The sequence below is a fragment of the Pseudomonas sp. Arb-4-2C genome, assembly GCF_055755015.1.
In genome coordinates this window covers 3295042-3321843 of sequence record NZ_CM146899.1, presented here as the reverse complement: position 1 = coordinate 3321843, position 26802 = coordinate 3295042, and the positions used below count along the sequence as shown (strand labels likewise).

Genomic DNA, 26802 nt, shown 5'->3' with positions numbered 1-26802 from the left:
GCTTGCTCGCGAACGCGGTGTGTCAGTTGATATTTGCGTATCTGACACGCCGCCTTCGCGAGCAAGCCCGCTCCCACCGTTTGAGCTGGGTTCAGGCGGAAATCATCGGCGGCAGGGTGCCGAGTAGTGAAACGGCTGCCACAGCCCCCATCCCCAGCATCCATTCCAGCACCACACTGCGTTTGAGCGCGCCCATGCGCTGTTGGCAATCATCAATCCGCAGACGATTGAACAGCGCCAGGGCGAGCATGCCCAGCACCAGCGCAGCCTTGATCAGCAGAATCAGGGCAAAGCCTGCGAACAGCGGCGTCGGCCACCACTGGCCGGTGAGCACGCGGACGTTGATCAGCCCGGTGAGCAGCAGGCCCGCCACCACCGCGTAACCGACACCGCTGAAGCGCTGCAGGATCCGGCTCATCGGTTCGCCTGGCTGGCGCAAAATCAGCACCAGCAGCAACAAACCGCCAAGCCACGCGGCTACGCACGTCAGGTGAATGATCTGGTTGAGGATCAGCAATTGCCCGCTGAGGCCATCGAGCATTGCGCCGTGACCGACCGGCGCCAGCGTCGCCAACAATAACGCACTCAAGCCCAGACGCAACGGTGCGCTCGAACGCCACGGCGTGAACAGCAACGCCAGCAACAGCGCATTGATCAGCAGATGCCAACGCCAGACCTGACCGAAAAACGTGTTGCCCAGCACCACGCCAACGGTGTCCGGATCGAACGCTGCCGCTGCCGAACCGGCCATGCTCGCGGTGATCAACAGCGCCCAGGTAACGCCGCTGACCAGCGCAATCGTCGCCAGCCAGCGCGCCAGTCGCGCCACTTGCCGATCCAGCGCCGGCACTGGCGCCTTGAGCAACAGCGGCCGGAACAGCCAGGCCCCGAACAGCATCAACACCACGCTGAAGTGCACAAAGCGGCACAGCACCAGCGCTTCATTCATGAATTACTGGCCAACCTTGAACTGATAGGCGCCTTCGCTCTTGTGCGTGTCGACCGACACTGCGTGCCATTCGACCTTGTACTCACCGGCGCTGAGTGGCGCTGCCGGGGTGACGATCAGGGTTTTCTTGTCGCCTTCGGTGCTCAGTGGCTTGATCGCGACCGGAGCGCCATCGTGGGTCAAGGTGACTTTGGTGAAACTGGCTTCGACGCCTTCGGAGAAGGTCAGGCGCAGGTCCGCAGGTGCGGCGACGGTGCTGTCGGCAGCCGGGGTCTGGCTTTTCAGATGGGCGTGGGCGAAGACGCAAGACGCGGTGAACAGGGAGGTGAGCAGGGCAGTGGTGGTCAGGACGTTCTTGAGCAGCATCGCGGATACCTCTGAGGCAGGAACTGAGAGGTGCCCAGTTTACTCATCCGCGTGCGTCTGTACGAAGTTTCGTTTTCAGCGGTCGCCCCGGCACCAGAGCGGGTGCTAGTCTTGGGCAACGCTGTTGTCAGGGAGCCCACATGGGCAATCACAAGATCGAGATTCGTCGCAGCAACGTCGAGAAAATCCTTCTGGCGGCGGAAAAAGTCTTCGCCGAAAAAGGCTTCGGCGGCACCGCCATGGCTGACATCGCTGCTGAAGTGCAATTGCCGCGTTCCAATCTGCATTACTACTTTTCCACCAAGAGCGAACTGTACAGCGCGGTGCTGTTTGATCTGCTGGAAGTGTGGAAGCAGGATGCGCTGTGCTTCGAGATGTTCGACGATCCGCGAGTGGTGCTCAGCAGCTACATCCGCGCCAAGATGAACCACTCGCGCAGCCGGCCATACGGGTCGAAAGTCTGGGCCAATGAGATCATCCACGGCGCGCCGACCTTGGGCGAGGCGCTGGACATCAGCCTGTACGACTGGGCGAAAATGAAGGAAGCGAAGATCCGTCAGTGGGTCGAAGACCAGCGGATTCTGCCGGTGGAACCGTCGAGCCTGCTGTACATGATCTGGGCCTCGACCCAGCATTACGCCGACTTCGATCATCAGGTGAATATTCTGAATGAGCACCAGCCGCTGTCGGACATGCAGTTCGAGCGGGCGGTGCAGACGGTGACCAGTGTGATTTTGCGCGGAATCGGATTGGAACCCTGATTGATGTGTTGAAGCCGCTGGCCTCTTCGCGAGCAAGCCCGCTCCCACAGGAGGAACGCATTCCAGATGTGGAGGCTGCTGGCCCCTTCGCGAGCAAGCCCGCTCCCACAGGAGGAATGCATTCCAGATGTGGAGGCTGCTGGCCCCTTCGCGAGCAAGCCCGCTCCCACAGGAGGAACGCATTCCAGATGTGGAGGCTGCTGGTCCCTTCGCGAGCAAGCCCGCTCTCACAGGAGGAACGCATTCCAGATGTGGGAGCGGGCTTGCTCGCGAAGGCGTCAGTTCAGACGCTACCGGCCTTAAGGTGAGACATGGTACGGATTGCGCGGATCATGATTCCAGTCCAGAAACGGCTTGCCCGTCTGCATCGGCACCATCTCGATGCAGTCCGCCACCGGGCAGGTGATCTGGCACAGATTGCAGCCCACGCACTCATCATCGATCACTTCATATATATGCGTGCCATCGGCCTGCTTCAGGCTGCTGATCGCCTGGTGTGAAGTGTCTTCGCAGGCAATGTGGCAACGCCCGCAACCAATGCACGCCTCTTGGTCGATCTTGGCGATCACCTGATAGTTGATGTCGAGGTACTTCCAGTCGGTGGTGTTGCCCACCGCACGCCCGGAAAACGCGGCAATGTCCGCATAGCCCTGACTGTCCATCCAGCGCGACAGGCCGTCCTTCATCTCCTCGACAATCCGGAACCCATGCAGCATCGCCGCCGTGCATATCTGCACCGCGCCGCTGCCCAGTGCGATGAATTCCGCCGCATCGCGCCAACTGCCGATGCCGCCAATGCCACAGATCGGCAGGCCTTGGGTCTGCGGATCACGGGCAATCTCGGCGACCATGTTCAGCGCGATCGGTTTGACCGCCGAACCGCAATAACCGCCGTGGGTGCTTTTGCTGCCGACGGTGGGCAGGGCGACCATGTGTTCCAGATCGACGCTGGTGATCGAGTTGATGGTGTTGATCAGCGACACCGCATCGGCGCCACCGCGATGCGCAGCGCGAGCGGCGACGCGGATGTCGGTGATGTTCGGCGTCAGTTTGACGATCACCGGCAGCGAGCAATAGGTCTTGCACCAGCGCGTCACTTGCTCGACGTACTCCGGCACCTGACCCACCGCCGCGCCCATGCCGCGCTCCGGCATGCCGTGGGGGCAGCCGAAATTCAGCTCGATGCCATCGGCACCGGTGGCCTCCACCAGCGGCAGGATGTGTTTCCACGACTCCTCCACGCACGGCACCATCAGCGAGACGATCAGCGCGCGATCCGGCCAGTCTTTCTTCACCTGGGTGATCTCGCGCAGGTTGATCTCCAGCGAGCGGTCGGTGATCAGTTCGATGTTGTTGATGCCCAGCACTTCGCGGTTGTTGCCGTAGTGCGCCGAGTAGCGCGATGAGACGTTGACCGCCGCCGGGTCCTCGCCGAGGGTTTTCCAGACCACGCCGCCCCAACCGGCCTCGAAGGCGCGGACCACGTTGTAGGCCTTGTCGGTCGGCGGCGCGGAGGCCAGCCAGAACGGGTTGGGGGCTTTGATACCGGCGAAGACAATCGAGAGATCGGCCATTTATGCAGCCTCCACGTTGAACATCAGTTGTGCGTTGATCGCCTCGGCGGCGCGTTTGCCGTGCTGTACGGCCTGCACAGTGAGGTCCTGATCGAGGCTGGTGCAATCGCCGCCGGCATACACGCCGGGGATGCTGGTGCGCAGATTTTCATCGACCTGAATCCGTTCGCCCTGACGCTTGAGTTCGCGGGCCAGCGGGTCGGCGAGGGCGCTGCCGTCGAAGGCCTGACCGATGGCTTTGAAGATCGCGTCAGCGGCCAGTTCGAAGGTTTCGCCGGTGGTTTGCAGGCGACCGTCGATCAGTTGCGTACGGGCGAAACGCATGCCGCGCACCTGGCCTTGTGCGTCGAGCAGCACTTCCTCCGGTTGCGCCCAGGTCAGCAGCCGCACCTGATTGGCCTTGGCGATGTCCTGTTCATGGCCGGTTGCGCCCATGTCCGCTGCGCCACGGCGATACACCAGATTGACATCGCGGGCACCGAGGCGGGCCATTTGCACGGCCATGTCGATCGCGGTGTTGCCGGCGCCGAGGACGATGCAGTGCTCGGCCAGCGGCAGTTGCGAGAGGTCATCGGCCTGGCGCAGTTCGCGGATGTAGTCGGTGGCGGCGAGCAGGCCGGGGGCGTCCTCGTGGGCCAGACCGAGTTGTTTACTGGCGTTGAGGCCGAGGCCAAGGAACACCGCGTCGAACTGCTGATGCAATTCGCTGAGGGTCAGGTTGTCGCCGAGTTTCTGCACGTGGCGGATCTCGATGCCGCCGATCTGCAGCAGGAAATCCAATTCTTTCTGCGCATAGTCGTCGACCAGTTTGTACTTGGCGATCCCGTATTCATTAAGGCCGCCAGCCTTCTCCCGCGCTTCGAAAATCACCACGTCATGACCGTGCATGGCGCTGCGATGGGCGCAGGACAAGCCTGCCGGCCCGGCACCGACCACGGCGATGCGCTTGCCGGTGCTGGCCGCACGCTGGAACGGATGCTCGGTGAAGTGCGCGTTGTCCACGGCGTAGCGTTGCAGCAGGCCGATCAGCACCGGCGCGCATTCGTGGGCGTTGTTACGCACGCAGGCTTGCTGGCAGAGGATTTCGGTCGGACAGACCCGAGCGCAACTACCGCCGAGGATGTTCGCCGAAAGAATCTTCTGCGCTGCACCGGGCACGTTGTCCTGATGGATGTTGCGGATGAACGACGGAATGTCGATCTCGCTCGGGCACGCATTCACGCACGGTGCGTCGTAGCAATACAGGCAGCGCGATGCTTCCAGATGCGCCTGCCGGGCATTGAGCGGCGGCGCCAGATCGGTGAAATGGCCGGCGAGGGCGGCCGCGCTTTCGTGCGGGTGCGGGAGATGGTTCAGGGTCTCGATCACGGTTTTGTGCCTCACGGTTATTGAGGTTCTCTGCCTCTGTCGGGCAGTGGTTTTTGTGGTGTCCGAACGGGCCCTTTCGCGAGCAGGCTCGCTCCCACAGGGGAATGCATTTCAAATGTGGGAGCGAGCCTGCTCGCGAAGGCCGAAGGCCTCGGTGTCAGCGTTTAACGGCAGTCGGCTTGTGCATCTCAGCCCGCTTGCTCAGCAAATCAAACACCGCCGGATACGCCGGCCGTTCGATATAGCGTCCGGCCCCGCGCTCGGCGCGCAGATCACCGTCGGCCCAGACCACTTTGCCCTGGCTGACGGTATGGCTCGGCACGCCGCGCACGGTCTTGCCTTCGAAGATGTTGAAGTCCACCTGCTGATGGTGGGTCTTGGCGGAGATGGTGCGGGTGCCTTGCGGGTCCCACAGCACCAGGTCGGCATCGGCACCGACGCGGATCGCGCCCTTGCGCGGGTAGAGGTTGAAGATTTTTGCCGTGTTGGTGGAGGTCAATGCGACGAAGTCCTGCATCGACAAACGCCCGCTGTTGACCCCTTCATCCCACAACACCGCCATGCGGTCTTCGATGCCAGCGGTGCCGTTGGGGATCTTGCTGAAGTCGTCGCGGCCGGCGGCTTTCTGTTCGGCGCAGAAGCAGCAATGGTCGGTGGCGGTGGTGTGCAGATTGCCGCTTTGCAATCCATGCCAAAGTGCCTCTTGATGGCCGCGCGGACGGAACGGCGGGCTCATCACGTAACCGGCGGCGGTCTGCCAGTCCGGGTGCTGGTAAACGCTGTCGTCGAGCAGCAGATGCCCGGCCAGCACTTCGCCGTACACCGGTTGGCCCTTGCTGCGCGCATAGGTGATTTCGTCGAGGGCTTCCTTGGTCGAAACGTGCACCAGATACAGCGGCGTACCGATGGTCTCGGCGATACGAATCGCCCGACTCGCGGCTTCACCCTCGACCTGTGACGGCCGTGACAGCGGATGCGCTTCCGGCCCGGTGATGCCCTGAGCCATCAACTTGCGTTGCAGGTGATAGACCAGCTCGCCGTTTTCCGCGTGCACGGTCGGCACTGCGCCGAGTTCCAGGCAGCGCTCGAAGCTCGCTACCAACGTGTCGTCGGCGGCCATGATCGCGTTCTTGTAGGCCATGAAATGCTTGAAGCTGTTGATCCCGTGATGACTGACCAGCTCGGCCATTTCCTCACGCACCTGCTCGCTCCACCAGGTGATCGCGACGTGGAAGCCATAGTCGGATGCGGACTTTTCCGCCCAGCCGCGCCACTGGTGAAACGCTTCCATCAGCGACTGCTGTGGGTTGGGAATCACAAAGTCGATGATCGAGGTGGTCCCGCCAGCCAGACCGGCCGCCGTACCGCTGTAGAAGTCTTCACTGGCCACGGTGCCCATGAAGGGCAGTTGCATGTGAGTGTGTGGATCGATGCCGCCGGGCATCAGGTATTGACCGCTGCCGTCGAGCACCTCGGCGCCGGCGGGAATATCAAGGTTTTCACCGATGGCTTTGATCACACCGTCGGCGCAATAAACGTCGGCGCGATAACTTTCATCATGGGTAACAACGGTGGCGCCACGGATCAACAGAGACATTCCGAGTTCCTCGCAGGCATGACCGACTTGTGCCGGTTCTAAATGTTTTATTGATGTACAGCGATGATCGGCGTATTCCTGTCAGCGCTGTCAGGAATAGAAGCTAGTCGCAGTTCTGCAATTGTTCAAGATTATTTTTTATAAGCTTATTGCTATTTTAAGTGTATGAAAAATAACAATAAAAACTATAAATCACCAAAATGGTGAGGCAGTTCACCATTTTGACGCACTTGACAGGATGGAAATATGAGCAAGATTTCCTATGTGAAATCAGCCGCTTGAAGTTGAGCTGCGGTTGCACGTTCACAATGAAAATAAATGCAGTGCACCAGTTTGAGTCCTGTCTGTTCGAACAACTTGCCAGGTGTTTAGCCTGAGCACCCAGACAAGTTTTCGAGAACTCATCAGGTGAATAATTAAAACTGATAAATATCATAAAGTTGCAAAACGTTTGAAGCATGGCCCGATGCGCAAGCGGGGCACCCGGCACGTTTATTGATGCCGCCGCTGACACCGTGGCCGGTACACGAAAGTTGTCAGTTCCTCCGGCCATCGTCCGGCTCGCACCCTGGTGTGCAGCCGCCTGATGAGCAAAAAAATAATCAGAAAAACAGTGGAGCGGCCATGCAACAGAACAGATCGCAAGTGACCGAGCGCGACGGCTTGTTCGAACTCGAAGCCGGCAGCGACGTGCTCGACAGTCCCCGATACAACCACGATATGGCACCGACCAAGGTGCGCGAACGAACCTGGAACAAATGGCACATCACCGCGCTGTGGGTCGGCATGTCGGTGTGCGTGCCCACCTACACCCTGGGCGGTGTGCTCACTGCGTATTTCGGGCTGAGCGTTGGCGAAGCGCTGATGGCGATTCTGCTGGCCAACGTCATCGTACTGATCCCGCTCACGCTCAACGCCTTTCCCGGCACCAAGTACGGCATTCCATTTCCGGTGCTGCTGCGTTCGTCGTTTGGCGTGCTCGGCTCCAACGTGCCGTGCCTGATTCGCGCGTTGGTGGCGTGTGGCTGGTTCGGTATTCAAACGATGTTCGGCGGATTGGCGATTCACCTGTTTCTCGGCTCGATCTTCGAGGGCTGGAAATCCCTTGGCGGCACCGGCGAAGTGATCGGCTTCATGATCTTCTGGTCGCTGAACCTGTGGGTGGTGATCCGTGGCGCCGAGTCGATCAAGTGGCTGGAAACCCTGTCTGCGCCGTTGCTGGTAGCCGTCGGCATCGGCCTGCTGATGTGGGCGATGCCCAATGTGTCGATGACCGAGCTGTTGGCGATTCCACCGAAACGCCCCGAAGGCGCCAGTGTGGTCAGCTACTTCGCCGCCGGACTGACGGCGATGGTCGGCTTCTGGGCCACGCTGTCGCTGAACATTCCTGACTTCAGCCGCTACGCCAAGAGCCAGAAGGACCAGATCCTCGGGCAGATTTTCGGCCTGCCGCTGACCATGTTCCTGTTCGCTTCGCTGGGTGTGGTGATGACCGCCGCTTCGGTGAAACTGGTGGGCGTGACCGTGTCCGACCCGGTGAGCCTGATCGGACACATTCAAAGCCCGGTGTGGGTCGCAGTGGCCATGGCGCTGATCATCATCGCCACGCTGTCGACCAATACGGCGGCGAATATTGTCTCGCCGACCAACGACTTCCAGAACATCGCGCCCAAGGTGATCAATCGCACCAAAGCGGTGTTGCTCACCGGCTTCGTTGGCCTGGCGCTGATGGCCCACGAGCTGCTGAAGAAACTCGGGCTGATCGTCTCCGACGTTAGCCTGGAGACCGTGTATTCCAACTGGCTGCTGGGTTATTCGAGCCTGCTCGGGCCGATCGCCGGGATCATGGTGGTGGACTACTTTCTGATCAAGAAACAGCAACTGGACCTGGCCGGGTTGTATCGCGATGACGTCTATCCGGCATGGAACTGGGCCGGGTTTACCGCGTTTGGCGTGCCGGTGCTGCTGACCCTGCTGTCGCTCGGCAGCGACGCGTTCAGCTGGTTCTACAGCTACGGCTGGTTCACCGGCTCGGCGCTGGGCGGGGTGATTTATTACGGGTTGTGCGTGATGCGGGCGCAGCCTTCGGTCGTGAAATCTCCAGTGTAAGGGAGGGCCTCATCGCGAGCAGGCTCACTCCTACAAGTGAAATGCGTTTCCCTGTAGGAGTGAGCCTGCTCGCGATAGAGGTCTACCAGATACCACAGCAACCCCCATAAGAAACTGCCTGAGGAGATCACCATGAACGCAGCCGTAGACGTTCTGCAATCCACCCATCAGCACATCAACCGCGATCGCCTCTGGGCCTCGCTCATGGAACTGGCCAAGCTCGGCGCCACGGTCAAGGGCGGGGTCTGTCGCCTGGCCCTGACCGACCTCGACCGCCAGGCCCGCGACCTGTTCGTGCAATGGTGCAAGGACGCCGGGTGCAGCGTCACGGTGGATGAGGTCGGCAACATCTTTGCCCGTCGTCCGGGGCGCAATCCCGACCTGCCGCCGGTGATGACCGGCAGTCACATCGACACCCAGCCCACCGGCGGCAAGTTCGACGGCTGCTTCGGCGTGCTTGCCGGCGTCGAAGTGCTGCGCACCCTCAATGACCTCGGCGTGGAAACCGAAGCGCCGCTGGAAGTAGTGGTCTGGACCAACGAAGAAGGTTCACGCTTCGCCCCGTGCATGATGGGCTCGGGGGTGTTCGCCGAGAAATTCACCCTCGAAGAAACCCTGGCCAAGGTCGATGCCGAGGGCGTTACCGTCGGCGAAGCGCTGAATGCCATCGGCTACGCCGGCCCGCGCAAAGTCAGCGGGCACAAGGTCGGCGCTTATTTCGAGGCGCACATCGAGCAAGGCCCGATTCTGGAAGACGAGCAGAAAACCATCGGCGTGGTACTCGGCGCGCTCGGGCAAAAGTGGTTCGACCTGAAGTTGCGCGGCGTCGAAGCCCACGCCGGTCCGACGCCGATGCACCTGCGTAAAGATGCGCTGGTCGGCGCCTCGGTCATTGTCGGCGCCATCAATCGCGCCGCCCTCGGCCATCAACCCCACGCCTGCGGCACGGTCGGATGCCTGCAAGCCTATCCCGGCTCGCGCAACGTCATCCCCGGTGAAGTGCGCATGACCCTCGACTTCCGTCATCTGCAACCGGCGCGCCTGGACTCGATGATCGCCGAGGTGAAGCAGGTCATCGAAACCACCTGCGAAGAACACGGCCTGACCTATGAGCTGACCCCGACCGCCGACTTCCCGCCGCTGTACTTCGAAAAAGGCTGCGTCGAAGCCGTGCGCGGCGCCGCGAAAGGCCTCGGCCTGTCGCACATGGACATCGTCAGCGGCGCCGGCCATGACGCGATCTTCCTCGCCGAACTCGGCCCGGCCGGGATGATTTTCGTGCCGTGCGAGGGCGGCATCAGCCACAACGAAATCGAGAACGCGGCGCCAGACGATCTGGCCGCCGGATGTGCGGTGTTGTTGCGGGCGATGCTCGCGGCTTCGGCAGCGGTGGCCGCGGGGCAGCGCGCGGCCTGACTTCACATCGTCACGCAGATGTGCGACGTTGCCGGCCCTGAAATATTGGCCAGGGACGCGCAATGTCGCCCATCACCGTGATCACCTCAGGCTCGGCCTATCTGGATATCGACGCCTACGCCTGCTGCATCGCCTACGCAGAATTGCTCAGCCTGCAAGGCGTTCCCGCCCGCGCCGTCAGTAGTGCAGCACCCAACAGCAGCGTGTCGCCAACCGTTCTGAGTTGGGGGGCTGCTTTTCAGCGTTACACGCCGCAAGCAAACGACACGTTTGTACTGGTGGATGTTTCTGACTATCACCACTTCGACCCGCTGGTGATGCTCGACCAAGTGGTGGAGGTCCTCGACCATCACCCGGGTTTTGAACGGTACTGGGCTGAGCGACTGGGTTCCGCCGCCGACATCCGCCCGATTGGCGCGGCAGCGACTCTGGTTTTTCAGCGCTGGCAAGCCGCCGGCATGCTCTCGCGAATCAGTGAGCCAAGCGCGGCACTGCTGGCTACGGCGATCCTCGACAACACGCTCAACTTCACCGGGCAGATGACCACCGAGCTGGATGTTCTGGCTTATGAATGGTTGGCGCAGCGGGCGAATCTGGCAGCGAACTGGCCCGAGCAGTATTTCCTCGAATGTCAGGCCGCCATCGAAGTCGATCTACAGGGCGCGTTGGCGGCGGACCTGAAACGCTTCAAACCGGACAGCAACCTGCCGCAGGTTTTCGCGCAGATGACGGTGTGGGATGCCGACGGGTTGCTTCACAAACATTACAACAAGATTTGTGGATGGATGGCCGGGCAGGGCGATGACTGGTTGCTTAACGTCATCGGCATCCGTGACTGCAAGAGTTGTTTGCTGGCCGAACCCGTGGTCAGCCAGCAGAAGCTGACTCGGTTGTTACCGCTGCAATGGCAGGCGGCAATGGCTGTAGTGAAACCTTCGATGCTGCGCAAAGAGCTGTTGAAGCTGGCACTGAACCTCAACCCGGTCTGATGGTGTGATCAACCTGGCCGCTCATTTTTGCGCGCAGTGCCTTGGCGACGGTCAGGGCCGTTCGGGTTGCCCACATCCAGCAATCGGCGTTCGACCAAGACATTCTCCAGTGCCTGACGCTCGACCGGCGCCATTTGGTGTTCGCGCTTTTTCAGCTCCAGCAGAATCGGGCTGGACCAGGTGCGGTAGGTCTGTTCGATGTTGCGACGCGACGTCATCAGTCTCTCCTTGATCAAGAGCCCGGTGTCACTGGCAGGGGCTCAATCCGATGAGGGGATAACGTTAGTCGACAAAACCCGAGTCCGCGAATACCTGGCTTTTCTGTGGGAGCGGGCTTGCTCGCGAAGGCGCTGGTTCAGTCGGCACAATTGCTGAATGACCCACCGCTTTCGTCGGATCGCCGCCCGGACCAAGTCCGCTCACACCAGGGATCCGGGCGGAACTTGAGTCAATCCTCGACCTTCATCATCGCCTGCACACCTTCCCACGCCTCGGCCCGCATCCGCTCGATATCCAGCCCCGGAATCACGCCGTTATCAACCACGATCCGCCCGCCCACCAAACTGTATTTCACGCTGATCGGCTCGCCGGCCACCACCGGTGCAACCGCGCTGTCGTGGAAGCCGAAGAAGCGTGGATGATCGAGGCTGTAGATCACCAGGTCCGCTGCCTGACCGATTTCGAGCGTGCCGACCGCTCCGAGGCCGAGTACTTGCGCGCCACCCGCCGTGCCCCAGTGAATGACATCTTCAGCCGTGGTCGCCGAGGCGCCTTGCTCCGCACGGTGGATCAGCCACGCGGTGTTGGCTTCGCCGACCATGCTTCCGGACTCATTGGACGCGACACCATCGACGCCGAGGGAGATCGGCACGCCAGCCTCGTACATTTGCGGCACTGGCGCGACACCGCTACCGAGACGCGCATTGCTCACCGGGCAGTGCGAGATGCCGGTGCCGGTCTGGGCGAGCATGCGGATTTCTCCCGGTTGCAGGTGCACGGCGTGGGCGAACCATACGTCGGGGCCGAGCCATTCGTGCTCGGCGACGAATTCCACCGGCAGGCAGTTGTATTTCTCGCGGCAGAAATTCACGTAGTTCCGTGTTTCCGACAGGTGTGTGTGCAAACGCAAACCGAGGCCGCGCGCGCTGTGCGCCAGTTCGCGCAGCAGGGTCGGCGGCAGCGAAAAGGTCGGCGTGGTGGGCGCCACCACGACCCGGCGCAGGGCGTCCGGGGTGTCCTGGTGATACAGCGATTTCAACCGTTCGAGGTCGCCGACCATTTGCTCGAGGCTTTCCGGTTGCAGCGCGGTTTTCGAGAAGCCCGGGTGGGCGCTCGCCGACTCCAGCGCGCCACCGCGACACAGCACAAAGCGCAGACCGAATTCATCGGCCAGATCGAACAGTAAATCCCCGGTCTCGGTCGTGCCGTGTGCGTGGTAGAGGTAGTGGTGATCAGCGCAGGTCGTCACGCCGGACAACAGCAATTCAACCATGCCCAAACGTGCGGCGATCCGCGCCAGTTGCGGGGTGAAGCGGTTCAGGCGCGGGTAGGGCACGCTCGCCAGCCAGCCCTGCAGATCCTGATTCAAGCCTTCGGGCACGGCTTTGAGCAGGTTCTGGAACAGGTGGTGGTGAGTGTTGATCCAGCCCGGATAGACCACGCTGTTACGGGCATCGATGACCCGTTCACCGGGTTGAGGCTCAAGGTTCGCGGCCATTTCGGCAATGCGTCCGTTGACCACGCGGACGTCCACCGCACCCGCCCGGGCACGCGGGCCGCGCAGGCCAGTCATCACCGCGAGCGGGTTTTTGATCAGGATGTTTTGAAGTTGAGTCATGGGCAGGCTCCAGTCAAAGGATGTGCGAGGCGGATTTGCCGGCTGTGGTGTCTGGCACGCTGACGCCGTTGAGCGCCGCGTTGAGCAGCACCGACACCAGGCAGGCGATCACCACGCTGCTGTGCAGGAACGGCTGTGACCACTCGGGCATTTGTTTGAACAGGGAAGGCGCGAGCACCGGAACCAGCGCGGCGGCGATGGTGAAACCGACGATGAGTACGTTGAAGCGATTGCGTTCGTAGTCGACCTTGGCCAGGGTCTGGATGCCTGCCGCCGCGACCACACCGAACATCGCAATACCGGCGCCACCCAGTGCGGCCGTCGGCATCGAGGCGATGATTGCGCCAGCCTTGGGCACCAGTGCAATCGAGCACATCAGCAGGCCGCTGACCGCCACCACCCAACGGCTGCGCACGCCGGTCAGGATCACCAGGCCGACGTTTTCCATGAAGGCAATGAACGGAAATGCGGCGAACATCCCGGCGATGGTGCTGGCCAGGCCATTGGCGCGCAGGCCGTTGATCACCTGCTTGTCTTCCACTGGTTTGTCGACGATGTCACCGATGGCCACGAACAGCCCCATCGACTCGACCATCTGCACGATCATCACCACTACCATCGTCGCGATGGGGATCAGGCTGAAGGTCGGCAGGCCGAAGTAGAACGGGTAGGGCACGGTCAGCCATGGCGCGTCTTCGACGCTGTGAAAATTGCCCATGCCCAGCGCGTACGCCAGACCGGCGCCGATCAGCATGCCGATCAGCACCGCCATGTTGCGCAGCAACGGGCTGCCATAACGGTTGACCAGCAGAATAGTCAGCAACACCACCACCGCCACGCCGAGAAACGCCGGGGCGCCGAAGTTGCTTGCGTTGCGTCCGCCACCGACCCACTCGTAGGCAATCGGGAACAGCTGCAAACCAATCACGGTGACGATGCACCCGGTGACCACCGGGGGGAAGAACCGCCGCAATCGGCCCACGAACGGCGCCATCAACATGGTAAAGAACCCGGCACCGATCACCGCGCCACAGACCCCGGCGAACCCTACCTGAGGGTCGCTGCCAATGGCGATCACCGGCCCGACGCTGCTGAACGCCACGCCTTGCAGAATCGGCAGACGCACGCCGAACTTCCAGAAACCGACGGTCTGCAGCAGGGTGGCGATGCCGGAGCAAAACAGCGTGGTGCTGATCAACACCACCGTGTCGGCATGGGACATCTTCAGGGCACTGGCGACAATCAACGGCACGGCGATGGCGCCGATGTACGAGACAGCCATGTGTTGCAGGCCGAGGGTGAGCATCTGTCGCACCGGCAGGACGCGGTCGACGGGGTGGACGGTGGAGGGAGTGGCTGACGACATGGGGAATCACCTCTAGCTGTTGTTATTCGGTAAAGAGGGGTATTCGTCTGATGCTGTCTTAGAGACACCGAAATCCTTGTGGGAGCGGGCTTGGTCCGGGCGGCGATCCGACTAATGCGGTGTGTCAGTCGATATCAATGTTCAATGACCCACCGCATTCGCGAGCAAGCCCGCTCCCACCGGGGTTGTGTTGTAAAAAAATGGCATCAGTCATTCGTGCTGCGAAGCCGCCATCCACCGGCTCCAACACCTTGTTCAGCCTGCCAGGCAGGCGGCAAAGCCCTGGTTCAGGGCCGCGCGGTCCAGGTCACGGCCGATGAACACAATCTTGCTCGAACGGGGCTCCGTGCCCCATGCGGTCGAGGCGCGGAACTCCACCAGGCTGTGCACACCCTGTAGCACGTAGCGCTGGTCTTCGTTGACCACCGCCAGCACGCCTTTCATGCGGTACAGATTGTCGGCCTGCGATGAGCGCAGCTCGCTGATCCAGCGGTGGAAGGCCATCAGGTTGACCGCGCCGTCCACGGCGATGCCCACCGAGGACACGCTTGGATCGTGCTCGTGGTCGGGCTCTTCATGATCGTGGTGGTCATCGTGATCGTGCTGGTGCGCGCCGATTTCCATGAGCTTTTGCGTGCACTCGAACGCGCCGATGCCGAGGATTTTCGTCAGGTCGATTTGCGCGTGAGTCGAAGTCACCAGATCCGCCGTGGCGTTCAAACCACGGATCTTGCCGCGCAGGGTTTCCACCTCGTCGCTGCTGACCAGATCGACCTTGTTGATGACGATGCGGTCGGCGCAGACGATCTGGTCCACCGCCTGATTATCGACGCCATCCAGTTGCAGATCCTCCAGGTGCTGGGCGATGTGCTTGGCGTCGACCATGGTCACGATTGCATCGAGTTCGACTTCCTCGGCGATCGGGTCGTTGATGAAAAAGCTTTGCGCCACCGGGTACGGATCGGCCAGGCCGCTGGTCTCGATCAGAATGTGATCGAGGCGTACCGGACGCGCCACCAGTTCACGGACGATGCGCACCAGGTCCTCGCGAACCTCGGCGGTGCAGCACACGCAGCCGTTGACCATTTCGTAGATTTCTTCGGTCTCCGAACTGAGCACCAGATCGCCGTCGATGCCGACCTCGCCGAACTCGTTTTCGATCACGGCGATTTTACGGCCGTGGTTTTCCTTGAGGATGTAATTGAGCAGGGTGGTTTTGCCGGCACCGAGAAAACCGGTGAGGATGGTCACGGGGATTTTGGTGTTGGGGGTTGGGGCGTTGAAGGGGGTGTTCATCTGGATCTCCTTAGCTTTTTTGTCGGAGTGCGATCAACTGTGGGAGCTAGCCTGCTAGCGAATGCGGTGTGTCATTCAGCGCGGAGGCGACTGATCCACCGCTTTCGCGAGCAGGCTCGCTCCCACAGGGATTTGGGTGTTCACGCCAGCGGCGGGCAACGCCGGCATCCAGGCCGAACAGGTCGAGCACTCGGCCCAGGCTGTGATCGACCATGTGCCCGAGGTTTTCCGGGCGGGCATAGAACGCCGGCACCGGCGGCGCGATGATCCCGCCCATCTCGGTGACCGCCGTCATGTTGCGCAGGTGGGCGAGGGTCAGCGGCGTTTCGCGGGCCATCAGCACCAGGGTGCGGCGCTCCTTGAGGGTGACGTCGGCGGCGCGGCCGATCAGCCCCGACGAGGTGCCAGTGGCGATTTCCGCCAGCGTGCGCATCGAACACGGCGCGACTACCATGCCCAGGCAGCGAAACGAACCGCTGGCGATCCCGGCGGCGACGTCATCGGCGCGGTGGTAGTGGCTGGCGAGTGCAGCGACGTCGGCCAGTTTGTAGTCGGTTTCGTGGGCCATGGTCAGCAGCGCGGCGCGGCTGATGATCAGGTGGCTTTCGATGTCCAGTTCGGCGAGCAATTGCAGGAGGCGCACGCCGTAGATGAAACCCGACGCGCCACTGATCCCGACCACCATCCGCTGGCGGTTCACACTGGCAGCCCGTTGAGCAAAACCCGCGCCCGCTCGAGCACATCCTGATCAAGCTGCGCCCTGATCCCGTCGAAGCCGGAGCCGCGTGTGGCATCCAGGCCCATGCGCGAGGTGGTGCCATTGACGGATGAGGACGGATCCAGCGGACTGCCGGGCAATCCGTCGATCATGAACAGGTCCAGATGCGGCTGGAAATGCGTGGCCAGCGCCCACAGCACCTGGCTGTCGTCAGTGATGTCGATGTCGCTGTCCACCGCGATCACGTTTTTCAGGTACGGGTCCCAGCCGAGCAGGGCGAGCATGATCTGCCGCGCCTCGCCATCGCGGCTTTGGTCCAGCGCCACGTAGCAATGAAAATGCGTGCCGGAGTTCGGGTAATGCACGGCGGTGACGGCAGGGAAACGCGCCTTGAGCTTCTCGCTCATTTCCGCCTCGCGAGGTAGCCGGGCGAGGGTCAGGTGCTCGGCGTAGCGGCCACCCATCACGTCGACCAGCCAGGCGTCCTTGCGCTTCAACAGGGTGTCGACTCGCAATACGTTGTTAGTCGAACGATCCGAGGAATAGCCGCTGAACTCGCCGAACGGGCCTTCCTCGGCGTAGGCCGCCGGGTCAATGGCGCCTTCCAGAACAAACTCGGCGCAAGCCGGTACGCCGATGCCGTAGCGTGGGGTTTTAACCAGTTCCAGCGGTGCGCCGAACAAGCCGCCAGCCACTGCGCGTTCATCGCTACCGTAGGGCAAGCGTGCCGCGGCGGCGAGCATGAACAACGGGTGCGCGCCGACCACCATCGCCACGCGCAACTCTTCGCCGCGTTCACGGGCGGTCTGCAGCATCCGCCACAAGTGCCCGCGTGAGTGCAGGCTGGTGGCGAGGGCCTGCCGGGCGTGGCGCATCGAGCGGTGGTAGCTCATGTTGGCGATGCCGGTCAGCGGGTCCTCGGCGATGATGATCGCGTTGGTGATGTAAGGGCCGCGATCACTGTCGAAATGCTTGAGCATCGGCAGCAGCGCCAGATCCAGTGCTTCGCCTTCGAACACTTCATCGAGGATCGGGCCGCTTTCCACATAGCGCGGGGCGATGGGCTGGTTGGCGCGGCGCTGGAAAGTTTCGTGCAATTGCGCCGGGGTGACGCCGAAAAACCGTGCAATGCGGGTACGCGAGGCGAACAGGTTGGTCGCCACCGGCCCCTTGAGATTGCCGACGTTTTCACAGATCAGTAGCGGATCGCGACCTTGGGCGGCGAGGGCATCGACCAGGGCGGTGACGTCCTGATCGGCAGAAACAGGTTGGGTGATGGTCAGCACATCGTCCGGGTACTCACGGCGATAGGCATCGATGAACACGTGAAAGTCCTGGGAGTCGCCGAGCGTCGAACGGGTCATGGTTTCACCTCGTAAAAAGCAGGCACGCAGGGGTGAGTTGGTGTTCGATCGAGCAGCCGTTGGCCTGCCGGTCGAAGGAACGCCGGGTCATCTTCGTGCCTGTAAAGTCGCTGTGTTGCCTGTGGTGATACTGCTCCCCTGTGGGAGCGGGCTTGCTCGCGAATGCGGTGTGTCATTCAGCGGTGAAGGTGACTGATCCACCGCATTCGTCGGATCGCCGCCCGGACCAAGCCCGCTCGCACATTGGAATGTGCGTGTACCTAGAGATACGTGGTGGTCAGGCGTATGTCCGCCTCGGCCAGGTCCTTGGGCGGTGGCGTCGGTTCGATCCCGCACAACCGGGCGATGTTGTTGCCCAGGTAATCCTCAAGATGATCCTCATCGATGCCCAGCCCTTGTGGCGCCGGTGAGCACAACACCTCCAGCTCGCGCAGCCACATGCCCGGCTCGTTCGGCGGCGAGTCGGTGCCAAACACGATCTTGTTGCGCGGCAGTTCCTTGGCAAACTCGACGATCCGCGACTGGAAGCACCAGCCCGATTCGCAGTACACGTTCGGCGTGTCCATCGCCATCCAGAACGCTTCGAACGAGTAGTTGCCGCCGGTCTGGATGCCGAAGTGGCCGATGATGAAATTGACCATCGGGAACTCGCGGATGATCGGGTAGAACATTGTCGGGATCGTGTACGGACCGTCGCCGGTGTGGATCAACACGACGATGTTGTATTTGGCGCAGACTTTCATTGCCGGGCGCAGCCAGTCGAGTGCGCGGTCCGGGCGATAGCCGTGCATGTTGGCGTGCAGCTTGAGCATCTTGAAGCCGTATTCCTTGATGTGGAATTCCAGCTCTGCCGCACCGTTTTCCGGCCCCCAGCGCGGGTTGAAGTTGAAGTTGCCGATGAAGCGATCCGGGTACTTTACGCACAGCTCGGCGACGTACGACATGTAGTCGCGCACGCCCTCGCGGCCCCGGCGGTTGCCGTCGCGATAACCGGTGTTGCCCGGTGGCGGCTGGATGAAACCCATGTCGATCCGGCGTGGTTTGCCGTTGATCATGTAGGGGCCGTCCATCAGCTTGAGCATGCGCTCGCCGGTGAACGGTTCGCCGGTGTGGCGCCAGGCCTCGTCGACCAGGTTGGTGGGGTGCAGATGGGTGTCGATGATCATCGGTTCAGCTCCTGGCCAGTTGAGTGGTGACGGGGCGCTTGAGTTGCGCCTCTGCTTCGGAAACGGAACGCGGTGGCGGGGTGGGCTCAAGGCCGATCATCCGCGCGGTGTTGTTGCCCAGGTAGTCTTCGAGGGTGTCCTCGTCGAGGTTCAAGCCCTGTGGCGGTTCGTGGCAGAGCACTTCGAGCAGGCGCAGCCACATGCCCGGTTCGTTCGGTGGCGTGTCGGTGCCGAACAGGATCTTGTGCGTAGGTAATACCTTGGCGAACTCGACGATTCGTGATTGCAGGCACCAGCCCGATTCGCAGTAGACGTTGGGCAGCTCCATCGCCCATTGCATCGGTTCGAACACGTAGACGCCGCCGGTCTGCACGCCGAAGTGGGCCATGATGAAATCGACGTTGGGGAATTCCTTGATCATCGGCACCCATTCCGACGGAATGCTGTACGGACCGTCGCCGGTGTGCAGCTTCACCGGAATGCCCAGCTCGGCGCATTTCTCGAAGCACGGGCGCACCCAGTCGAGTGCACGGTCAGGCCGGTAGGCGTGCATGTTGGCCTGCATCTGGACCATCTTGAAGCCGTGTTCCTTGACGTAGCGTTCGATTGCCTCGACGCCGTTTTCCACGCCGCAGCGCGGGTTGTAGACGAAGCAGCCGATGAAGCGATCCGGGTAGGTCTGGACCATTTTCAGGGTGTAGGCCATGTAGGCGTCGATGGATTCGCGGCCCGAGAGTTCGCCGTCGGTCCAGGTGTAAATGGTGTTGCCCTGCGGCGGCTGGATGAAGGCTTTGTCGATACGGCGAGGTTTGCCGTTGACCATGTACGGGCCATCCATCATCTCCAGCAGACGCTCGCCGGTGAACGGGTCACCGTCATGCCTCCAGGCGAGGTCCACGAGATCCGTGGGATAGCAGCTGATATCGATGATCATTGAAGTCGATCTCCTGATAGCGGGGAAGGGAGCCTTGCGGCTCTCGGCATCCACGTCCCGGGCAATCGGCCGTTTCTATGCGCAAGACACGCGCATTCCCTCGCCTGTTCGCATCCGGCCCGGGTGGGTGGTTGCTGAGGGCGAGTATTGGAAAGGGGGGAGGGGTTCGTACAATATTAATTGGGCGCGGTGGTGATACTTGGGCGATATGGTTTTGGATTTGCGCTGACTGTACCGGCCCCTTCGCGAGCAGGCTCGCTCCCACAGGGGGATGCATTGCAGCTGGCGGATGCGCTCGAAATGTAGGAGCGGGATTGCTCGCGAAGGCGGAGTGTCATTCAGCGGTGATGTGATTGACAGGGCCTCTTCGCGAGCAAGCCCGCTCCCACAGGGGGGATGCATTGCAGCTGGCGGCATGCGCTCGAAATGTAGGAGTGAGCCTGCTCGCGAAGGCGGAGTGTCATTCAGTGGTGATGTGATTGACAGGGCCTCTTCGCGAGCAAGCCCGCTCCCACAGGGGGGATGCATTGCAGCTGGCGGATGCGCTCGAAATGTAGGAGTGAGCCTGCTCGCTAAGGCGGAGTGTCATTCAGCGTTGATGTGGCTGATGGGCCTCTTCGCGAGCAGGCTCGCTCCCACAGGGGGGAATGCATGTCAGTTGGCGGATGCGTTCGAAATGTGGGAGCGGGCTTGCTCGCGAAGGCGTCAGCGGGGTGTTTGCAAGGCTAGCTGCCTGATCACCTCAACCACCGGAGCCACACGCTCGGCCTGTCCGTGCGGCCACACTGCATAGAGGTTGTAATGCGCTGCAATCTGCGCCTCGTTCAACGCCACCAGCCGCCCGCTGCGCAACGCGTCAGCCGCCAATAAACCACGCACCAGTCCTGCTCCGACACCGGCCTCGGCGGCCGCAATCAGGTTCGCCGCGTTATCGAAAATCACCCGCGCCGGCGGCTCGGTCGGCGTCATCCCGGCCGCGTCCAGCCACGGAATCCACGAGCGTCGCGTATAGCCCAACAGCGGCAGTTCGAGAATCTGCGCGGGGCTTAACGGCAGTTGCAAGCCATGGCGCTCAAGCAACTCAGGCGAAGCCACCGCCAACACCCGATCACCACAGATCTGCGTCATCTCGCAGTCATCCCAGTCGCCATAACCGTAACGCAACGCCAGATCCACCCGCTCGAACGCGCTGCGATCATTGCGCGGCATCGACAGCAGCGTCACCTCGTAATCCGGTAGCCCATCGAGCAACTGCAGCAGGCGCGGGTTGAGCCAGCTCTGCGCCAATTCACTGTCGACGTCCAGCGTCAAACGTTGCGTCATGCTGCGGTTTTTCACCGAGGAAATCGCCCGATCAATCTGCGCCAGACCGTCCGATAGCACACTGGCAAACAACTGCCCGGCATCGGTCAGATTGCTGCCGCCACCTTCACGCACGAACAGCGGCTGGCCGATGAAATCCTCCAGCGCGCGGATCTGTTGGCTGATGGCGCTGTGGGTCAGGTCGAGTTTGCGCGCGGCGCTGGAGAAACTGCCGCTGCGCGCCGCGTGGATGAACGCGCTCATGGACTGCACCGACGGGTATCGCTTGTACATGTTGTTAGTCCTGCTTACAGCGGTTGGCAGAAATCGTCGCTGGCCGCGTTTTGCCCGGGGTCCCAATAATCGATGACCAGGCCCGCACAAAGACGGGCCGCTCTTTTGGAGCCTGACAATGATTGCATTCACGGTAAACGGCGTACGACGCGAGCTGGATGAAGCGTCCCCCTCCATGCCCTTGTTATGGGTCCTGCGTGATCTACTGAAACTCACCGGCACCAAGTTCGGCTGCGGCATGGGCCTGTGCGGTGCCTGCACCGTGCATCTGGACGGGGTCGCGGTGCGTTCCTGCCAGTTGCCGCTGGCCGCCGTCGCGGGCCACAGCATCACCACCATTGAAGGCTTGTCGCCGACGCAAAGCCATCCGCTGCAACTGGCCTGGGTCGCCGAAGATGTGCCGCAATGCGGCTACTGTCAATCCGGGCAGATCATGTCAGCGGCTGCGTTGCTCAACACGGGCGCGGTGGTGAACGACGATTCGATCCGCAATGCGATGACCGGCAACATCTGTCGCTGCGGCACGTACGGGCGGATCAACAAAGCGATCAAGCGCGCGGCGAATGCGCCGAAGGAGGCGTGATGAGCCCGCTCGACGACACCTTGATCGAACCTTCACGCCGGGTGTTTCTCAAGCAAGCGGCGACGGTGGCTTCGGGTCTGGCGATTGCCCTGTATCTGCCGAGCGGCATGGCCGCCAGCGACCCGAAAGCCCCGGCCCCGGCCACGGAATTTGAACCCAACGCCTGGGTGCGGATCTTCCCCGACGGTACCGTGAAACTGGTGGTGCACAAGCACGATTCCGGCACCGGTACGCAAACGGCGCTGGCTGCGTGTGTGGCCGAGGAGCTGGATGTGAACCCGATGACCGTGCAGGTCATCACCCCGGAAGACCCGTTCTTCGACACCTACATTCACCCGATCTGGAAAGTTTTCTCCACCGGCGGCAGCACCAGTGTGTCGCTGGAATACGAACGCTTGCGCATGGCCGGGGCTACCGCGCGGGCGCTGCTGATCACGGCGGCGGCGAAACAATGGAAAGTCAGCCCCGACAGTTGCAGCACCGAGGAAGGCCGGGTGGTTCACCTGTCCAGCAAGCGCAGCCTCGGATACGGCGAACTGGTCGACGTGGCAGCACATCTCCCGGCACCGGCCAAGGTCACGTTGAAGGATCCGGCGCAGTTCAAATACATCGGCAAACTGCGGCACAAGCGTGACGCGGCGGCCAAGGTTTGCGGGGGCTTCAAGTACAGCATCGATGTGCAGTTGCCGGGGATGCTGGTGGCGGTGATTCAGCGGGCGCCGGTGGTCGGTGCGAAGGTGCTCGGCGTCGATTCGGTGGCAGCGTTGCAGATACCGGGGGTGCGCAGGGTGATCGCAATTCCGGGGCGGCCCGATGTGCTCGGCGGCAACCTGGAAGGCGTGGCAGTGCTGGCCGATACATTCTGGGCGGCGCAGCAGGGGCGCAAGGTGCTGGAGATCAAGTGGAGTGATTCGCCGTTGGCCGGGTTCGACAGCGCAGGACTGGCCGAGGCGCAAGCGGCCGCTATTTCCGATCCCAAAAGCCAAACCATCAAGGCCATGACTCATGGTGACGTCGGCGCGCAATGGCCGCTTGCGGCGAAGCTGATCGAAGCCGATTACACCATGCCCTACAAGGTGCAGAACCCGCTGGAGCCGATCTGCATCACTGCGCAGGTCAAGGACCAGGCGATCACCTATTGGGGCGGTGTGCAGGTGCCGTCCTCGGCCCTGGAAGCGGCGCAAACCGTGTGCGGCATCGACAAGGACAAAGTCACCATCAACGAGCTGGTGTCCGGTGGCAGCTTCGGTGCGCGGGAGGCCAAATACTGGTTGTTCGAAGTGGCGTATCTGGCGCAGCAGAGCGGTGTACCGGTAAAACTGCTCAACAGCCGCGAAGATGAAATGCACGCGCTGTTCAATCACCCGGCGACGCTGCACCGGGTCAAAGGCGCGCTCGACGCCCAGGGCAAACTCAGCGCGCTGCAGTTGCACGCGGTGTCACCGGCGTCGCCGGAGCAGTGGGAGCCGGGTTACTTCGAGCGCCCGGATCACATGGATTACAGCACCACCGAAGCGATCACCGCGTGGGACTTCGCTTATCGTCCGCCACATCTGGAACTGAACTGGGTCAAGCACGAAAGCCAGGTGCCCAGCGGCTGGTATCGCTCGGTGAGCTTCATCCCCAACGTGTTCGCCGTGGAAAGCTTCATGGATGAACTGGCCCATGCGGCGGGCGCCGATCCACTGGCGTTCAGGCTGGCCAACATGCAGGAGCGGCCACGGCATGTGGCGGTGCTCAAACAGGCTGCCGAGCGCGCCGGGTGGGGCCAGTCGTTGCCGCCGGGCACCGCATTGGGGATTGCGACGAATCAGGGCTACACCAGTTTTATCGCGGTGGTGGCGCAGGTTGCGACGGTCGATGGCAAGGCCAAAATCCAGAAGCTGACGTGCGTGGTCGATTGCGGCCTGGCCGTGTCGCCCGGTGGCGTCGAGGAGCAGATCTACGGCGGCCTGATGTGGGGCCTCGGCCATGCGCTGTTCGACCGGCTCGACATCCAACAGGGCAGGGTGGTGCAGAGCAACTTCCACGACTACCGCGTGACCCGGATGTCGGACATGCCGGTCACGGACGTTCTGGTGCTGGACGGCGAACCGGGCAAACCCGGTGGCGTCGGCGAGTTGGGCAGTCCGTCGGTGGCTCCGGCGATAGCCAACGCCTTGTTCGCGCTGACCGGCGTGCGCCAGCGCTCAACACCGCTGAGCCTGGGGTAAGCCGCCATGGACCTGCGCCTGTTGCGCTATTTCATGGCCCTGGCCGATGAGCTGCACTTCGGCCGGGCCGCCGAGCGCCTGCACATCTGCCAGCCGCCGCTGAGCCAGCAGATTCGGCTGCTGGAGGAGGAGCTGGGCACGCCACTGTTCGAGCGCAGTCACCATCGGGTCGAGCTGACGGCAGCGGGGCAGATGCTCAAGGAGCAAGCGCCGCTGGTGTTCGAGCAGCTTGAACGGGCGCTGGACCTGACCCGCCAGACCGGGCGCGGGCAGCTCGGCGAGCTGGAAATCGGCATGATCAGCTCGGTGATGGTTGGCGTGCTGCCCAAGGCCTTGCACCTGTTTCGCGAGCGCTATCCGCAAGTGAGCTGGCGGCTGCACGAAATGACCCCGGCGGCGCAGGTCAAGGCGCTGAAGGAAAAGCGTATCGACGCCTGCGTGTTTCGCGTCGGTTATGACGATCCGCTGCTGCGCAATGAACTGCTGATCCACGAGCCGATTCACGTGGTGATGCCGGCCGATCATCCGCTGGCCGGTCGCGAACCGCTGGCGCCGGCGGATCTGGCTCTGGAGCCGTTTGTCGCGCTGGAATTGAAGCAGTCGCGGTTCGCCAATTTTCTCTATCAGTGTTGCATCCAGGCCGGGTTCACTCCGCAGATCCGCCAGCAGGTGATCGAGGTGCAGACCTTGCTCAGCCTGGTGCGCGCGGGTTTTGGCGTGGCGCTGTTGCCGGCCTCGATCGCGCAGTTGGCGCCGGCGGGGCTGGTATTTCGCAAGCTGACTCCGGCGTTGCCGGAAGTGCCGTTGTATGCCACTTATCGCGCGGACGATGCTTCGCCGGTATTGAAGCTGTTTCTCGACACCCTGCGCGAACTGGTGGAATCTGCAAATCACCGCTGACCCCTTGTGGGAGTGAGTTTGCTTGCGAATGCGGTGTGTCCTTCAACTGAATTTTCAACTGACACGACGCCTTCGCGAGCAAGCCCGCTCCCACAGGTTTCGCAGTGTGCTGAACTCGTCGGCACGATCACGGGCGTCTGCGGTCGTAATCTTCACACGCGCATTCCCTGTGGAGATCCAATGAGCCAGGAAGTCCTGACCCGTGAAACCAATCGTCGCCAGTTGCAGCAGATTATCGCCGGGCTGTCCGACGGGGTGATTCTGCTGGAACTCGATCAGAGCATCCTCTGGGCCAACGAGGCAGCGCTGGCCATGCACGGGGTCAGCCGGATCGGTGAGCTGGGCAGCAACGCTGACGAGTACGCCAAGCGTTTCAGCCTACGCTATCGCAACAATCATCCGGTGCCAGCGGACAACTACCCCATCAGCCGTGCGGCACGTTGCGAGGTCTTCAGCGACGTGCTGATCGAGGTGTCTGCCGTGGACGACCCCGAACACGTCTGGGTGCATAGCGTGCGCAGCATGATCCTGACTGACCGCGAAGGGCAGCCGGAGTCGCTGGTGTTGATCATGAGCGACGTCACCGATTGGGCCAACGCCGAACAGCGCTTCGAAAAGACCTTCAACGCCAACCCGGCACCGGCGGTGATCTGCCGCCTCAGCGATTTGCGCTACATCAAGGTCAATCCCGGTTTTCTCGAGATGACCGGCTACACCCGCGAGCAAGTGATCGGTACTTCAGCTTACGAAATCGACATCTTTGAACAGGCTGAAAAAAAGGACCTGGCGATTCAGCGCCTGCGCGATGTGGCGACCATTCCGCAAATGCAGGCCGAACTGCGTCTGCCCGATGGCGGCAGCAAGCAGGTGATCGTCGCCGGTCAGCCGCTGCAGCTCAACGACGAGGACTGCATGCTGTTTTCCTTCGTCGACATGGAGCTGCGGCACAAGGCTGAAGTGGCGCTGCGCCAGAGTGAAGAGCGGTTTGCCAAGGCGTTCCGCCTGACCCCGGTGCCGATTCTGATCTGCAGCGCTGACGAGCAGCAGGTGATCGACGTCAATCAGGCGTTCCTCGACACCCTCGCGTACGACAGCGACGAGGTACTGGGCAGAACCGTGACGCAGCTGAACTTCATCGACGACGATGGCGCCCGCGCCCGGCTGCTGGCCGCACTGGCAAAAAACGGACGGGTGGATCGGGTCGATGTGCGGGTGCGCAAGAAGGACGCGGACCTGCTGGAGTGCGCGGTGTCCGCCGACACCGTGAATATTCAGGACACGCCGTGTTATCTGCTGGTGCTGATGGACATCACCGAGCGCAAACGCACTGAGCTTGAGCTGGTGGCGGCGATTGAAGAGGTGATGAAAGACGCCTCGTGGTTCAGCCGTACGCTGATTGAAAAACTGGCCAATGTGAAGAAGGTCAACTCGCCGCAGCTGCCCAGCGTGTCGTTCACTGACCTGACGGCGCGCGAGCGTGATGTTCTGGGGCTGATCTGTGAAGGGCTGGCCGACAAGGAGATTGCGGCGCGGCTGAAGCTGGCGCCGAACACGGTGCGTAATCATGTGGCGACGGTATATTCCAAGCTCGATGTGCACAGCCGTAGCGAGGCGATTGTCTGGGCGCGCGAGCGGGGTTTGTTTTCCGGTGAGCGCGGTGGCAAAGGTCAACGGTAGGTGCAAATGCACTAGTTGATCCG

General features: G+C 62.0%; 22 protein-coding genes. 8 read left to right on the top strand and 14 right to left on the bottom strand.

Annotated features, from left to right (window positions below; all coding sequences use genetic code 11):
- Positions 1 to 91: 91 nt before the first annotated feature.
- Together copD and copC are read right to left on the bottom strand one after the other, a co-directional pair.
- Entirely contained in the window at positions 92 to 949 is an 858-nt protein-coding gene (gene copD / locus AC0J41_RS14725; protein WP_473012839.1) for a copper homeostasis membrane protein CopD, read from the bottom strand.
- Between the two features lie 3 nt (positions 950 to 952).
- Entirely contained in the window at positions 953 to 1315 is a 363-nt protein-coding gene (gene copC / locus AC0J41_RS14720) for a copper homeostasis periplasmic binding protein CopC (RefSeq protein WP_473012838.1), read from the bottom strand.
- Between the two features lie 140 nt (positions 1316 to 1455).
- On the opposite strand from copC, the gene AC0J41_RS14715 reads away from it, so the two are divergent.
- Entirely contained in the window at positions 1456 to 2076 is a 621-nt protein-coding gene (locus tag AC0J41_RS14715; RefSeq protein ID WP_025111422.1) for a TetR/AcrR family transcriptional regulator, read from the top strand.
- Between the two features lie 299 nt (positions 2077 to 2375).
- On the opposite strand, the gene preA is transcribed toward AC0J41_RS14715, so the two are convergent.
- From preA to hydA, 3 genes are all read right to left on the bottom strand, one after another.
- Complete coding sequence (gene preA, locus AC0J41_RS14710; RefSeq protein ID WP_473012837.1) at positions 2376 to 3650, bottom strand: NAD-dependent dihydropyrimidine dehydrogenase subunit PreA; 1275 nt, start codon at positions 3648 to 3650, stop codon at positions 2376 to 2378.
- Entirely contained in the window at positions 3651 to 5018 is a 1368-nt protein-coding gene (locus tag AC0J41_RS14705) for an NAD(P)-dependent oxidoreductase (RefSeq protein WP_473012836.1), read from the bottom strand.
- A gap of 157 nt (positions 5019 to 5175) precedes the next feature.
- On the bottom strand, positions 5176 to 6615 hold the full coding sequence (hydA, locus tag AC0J41_RS14700) for a dihydropyrimidinase (protein ID WP_473012835.1): 1440 nt from the start codon (positions 6613 to 6615) through the stop codon (positions 5176 to 5178).
- Between the two features lie 624 nt (positions 6616 to 7239).
- Here hydA and AC0J41_RS14695 point away from each other — a divergent pair.
- The 3 genes from AC0J41_RS14695 to AC0J41_RS14685 all read left to right on the top strand — a co-directional run bounded on the left by AC0J41_RS14695 (position 7240) and on the right by AC0J41_RS14685 (position 11129).
- Positions 7240 to 8724, top strand: a complete 1485-nt coding sequence (locus tag AC0J41_RS14695; RefSeq protein WP_473012834.1) for an NCS1 family nucleobase:cation symporter-1 — start codon at positions 7240 to 7242, stop codon at positions 8722 to 8724.
- Positions 8725 to 8856: 132 nt separating this feature from the next.
- Positions 8857 to 10140 carry a Zn-dependent hydrolase gene (locus AC0J41_RS14690; RefSeq protein WP_473012833.1) on the top strand — a complete coding sequence of 428 codons (1284 nt, stop codon included), beginning with the start codon at positions 8857 to 8859 and terminating at the stop codon, positions 10138 to 10140.
- Positions 10141 to 10211: 71 nt separating this feature from the next.
- Complete coding sequence (locus AC0J41_RS14685) at positions 10212 to 11129, top strand: DHH family phosphoesterase (RefSeq protein WP_473016007.1); 918 nt, start codon at positions 10212 to 10214, stop codon at positions 11127 to 11129.
- 8 nt (positions 11130 to 11137) lie between these two features.
- Here AC0J41_RS14685 and AC0J41_RS14680 read toward each other — a convergent pair whose 3' ends face one another.
- The 9 genes from AC0J41_RS14680 to AC0J41_RS14640 all read right to left on the bottom strand — a co-directional run bounded on the left by AC0J41_RS14680 (position 11138) and on the right by AC0J41_RS14640 (position 21406).
- On the bottom strand, positions 11138 to 11347 hold the full coding sequence (locus tag AC0J41_RS14680; RefSeq protein ID WP_473012832.1) for a hypothetical protein: 210 nt from the start codon (positions 11345 to 11347) through the stop codon (positions 11138 to 11140).
- A gap of 230 nt (positions 11348 to 11577) precedes the next feature.
- Positions 11578 to 12966, bottom strand: coding sequence for an amidohydrolase family protein (locus AC0J41_RS14675; RefSeq protein WP_473012831.1), 1389 nt, complete (start codon positions 12964 to 12966; stop codon positions 11578 to 11580).
- Positions 12967 to 12979: 13 nt separating this feature from the next.
- Positions 12980 to 14332: a nucleobase:cation symporter-2 family protein gene (locus tag AC0J41_RS14670; RefSeq protein WP_473012830.1), complete on the bottom strand. Its 1353-nt coding sequence runs from the start codon at positions 14330 to 14332 to the stop codon at positions 12980 to 12982.
- A 255-nt stretch (positions 14333 to 14587) separates the two neighbouring features.
- Positions 14588 to 15628: a CobW family GTP-binding protein gene (locus tag AC0J41_RS14665; protein WP_473012829.1), complete on the bottom strand. Its 1041-nt coding sequence runs from the start codon at positions 15626 to 15628 to the stop codon at positions 14588 to 14590.
- Between the two features lie 46 nt (positions 15629 to 15674).
- On the bottom strand, positions 15675 to 16313 hold the full coding sequence (locus AC0J41_RS14660; protein ID WP_473016006.1) for a UbiX family flavin prenyltransferase: 639 nt from the start codon (positions 16311 to 16313) through the stop codon (positions 15675 to 15677).
- Positions 16314 to 16324: 11 nt separating this feature from the next.
- Complete coding sequence (locus tag AC0J41_RS14655; RefSeq protein WP_473012828.1) at positions 16325 to 17710, bottom strand: UbiD family decarboxylase; 1386 nt, start codon at positions 17708 to 17710, stop codon at positions 16325 to 16327.
- A 260-nt stretch (positions 17711 to 17970) separates the two neighbouring features.
- Positions 17971 to 18876 (bottom strand): amidohydrolase family protein, encoded by a 906-nt coding sequence (locus AC0J41_RS14650; protein WP_007952854.1) that lies wholly within the window; start codon positions 18874 to 18876, stop codon positions 17971 to 17973.
- Between the two features lie 4 nt (positions 18877 to 18880).
- Positions 18881 to 19810: an amidohydrolase family protein gene (locus AC0J41_RS14645; RefSeq protein ID WP_064587109.1), complete on the bottom strand. Its 930-nt coding sequence runs from the start codon at positions 19808 to 19810 to the stop codon at positions 18881 to 18883.
- A 705-nt stretch (positions 19811 to 20515) separates the two neighbouring features.
- On the bottom strand, positions 20516 to 21406 hold the full coding sequence (locus tag AC0J41_RS14640) for a LysR substrate-binding domain-containing protein (RefSeq protein ID WP_473012827.1): 891 nt from the start codon (positions 21404 to 21406) through the stop codon (positions 20516 to 20518).
- Positions 21407 to 21524: 118 nt separating this feature from the next.
- Between AC0J41_RS14640 and AC0J41_RS14635 the strand changes: the two genes are divergently transcribed.
- The 4 genes from AC0J41_RS14635 (at position 21525) to AC0J41_RS14620 (ending at position 26779) form a co-directional block, all read left to right on the top strand.
- Positions 21525 to 21989: a (2Fe-2S)-binding protein gene (locus AC0J41_RS14635; RefSeq protein WP_473012826.1), complete on the top strand. Its 465-nt coding sequence runs from the start codon at positions 21525 to 21527 to the stop codon at positions 21987 to 21989.
- Positions 21989 to 24202, top strand: a complete 2214-nt coding sequence (locus tag AC0J41_RS14630; RefSeq protein WP_473012825.1) for a xanthine dehydrogenase family protein molybdopterin-binding subunit — start codon at positions 21989 to 21991, stop codon at positions 24200 to 24202. The genes AC0J41_RS14635 and AC0J41_RS14630 overlap by 1 nt, the downstream gene beginning before the upstream one ends.
- Before the next feature lie 6 nt (positions 24203 to 24208).
- Positions 24209 to 25102, top strand: coding sequence for a LysR substrate-binding domain-containing protein (locus tag AC0J41_RS14625; protein ID WP_025111439.1), 894 nt, complete (start codon positions 24209 to 24211; stop codon positions 25100 to 25102).
- 180 nt (positions 25103 to 25282) lie between these two features.
- Positions 25283 to 26779 carry a helix-turn-helix transcriptional regulator gene (locus AC0J41_RS14620; protein WP_473012824.1) on the top strand — a complete coding sequence of 499 codons (1497 nt, stop codon included), beginning with the start codon at positions 25283 to 25285 and terminating at the stop codon, positions 26777 to 26779.
- The last annotated feature ends 23 nt before the right edge of the window (positions 26780 to 26802 follow it).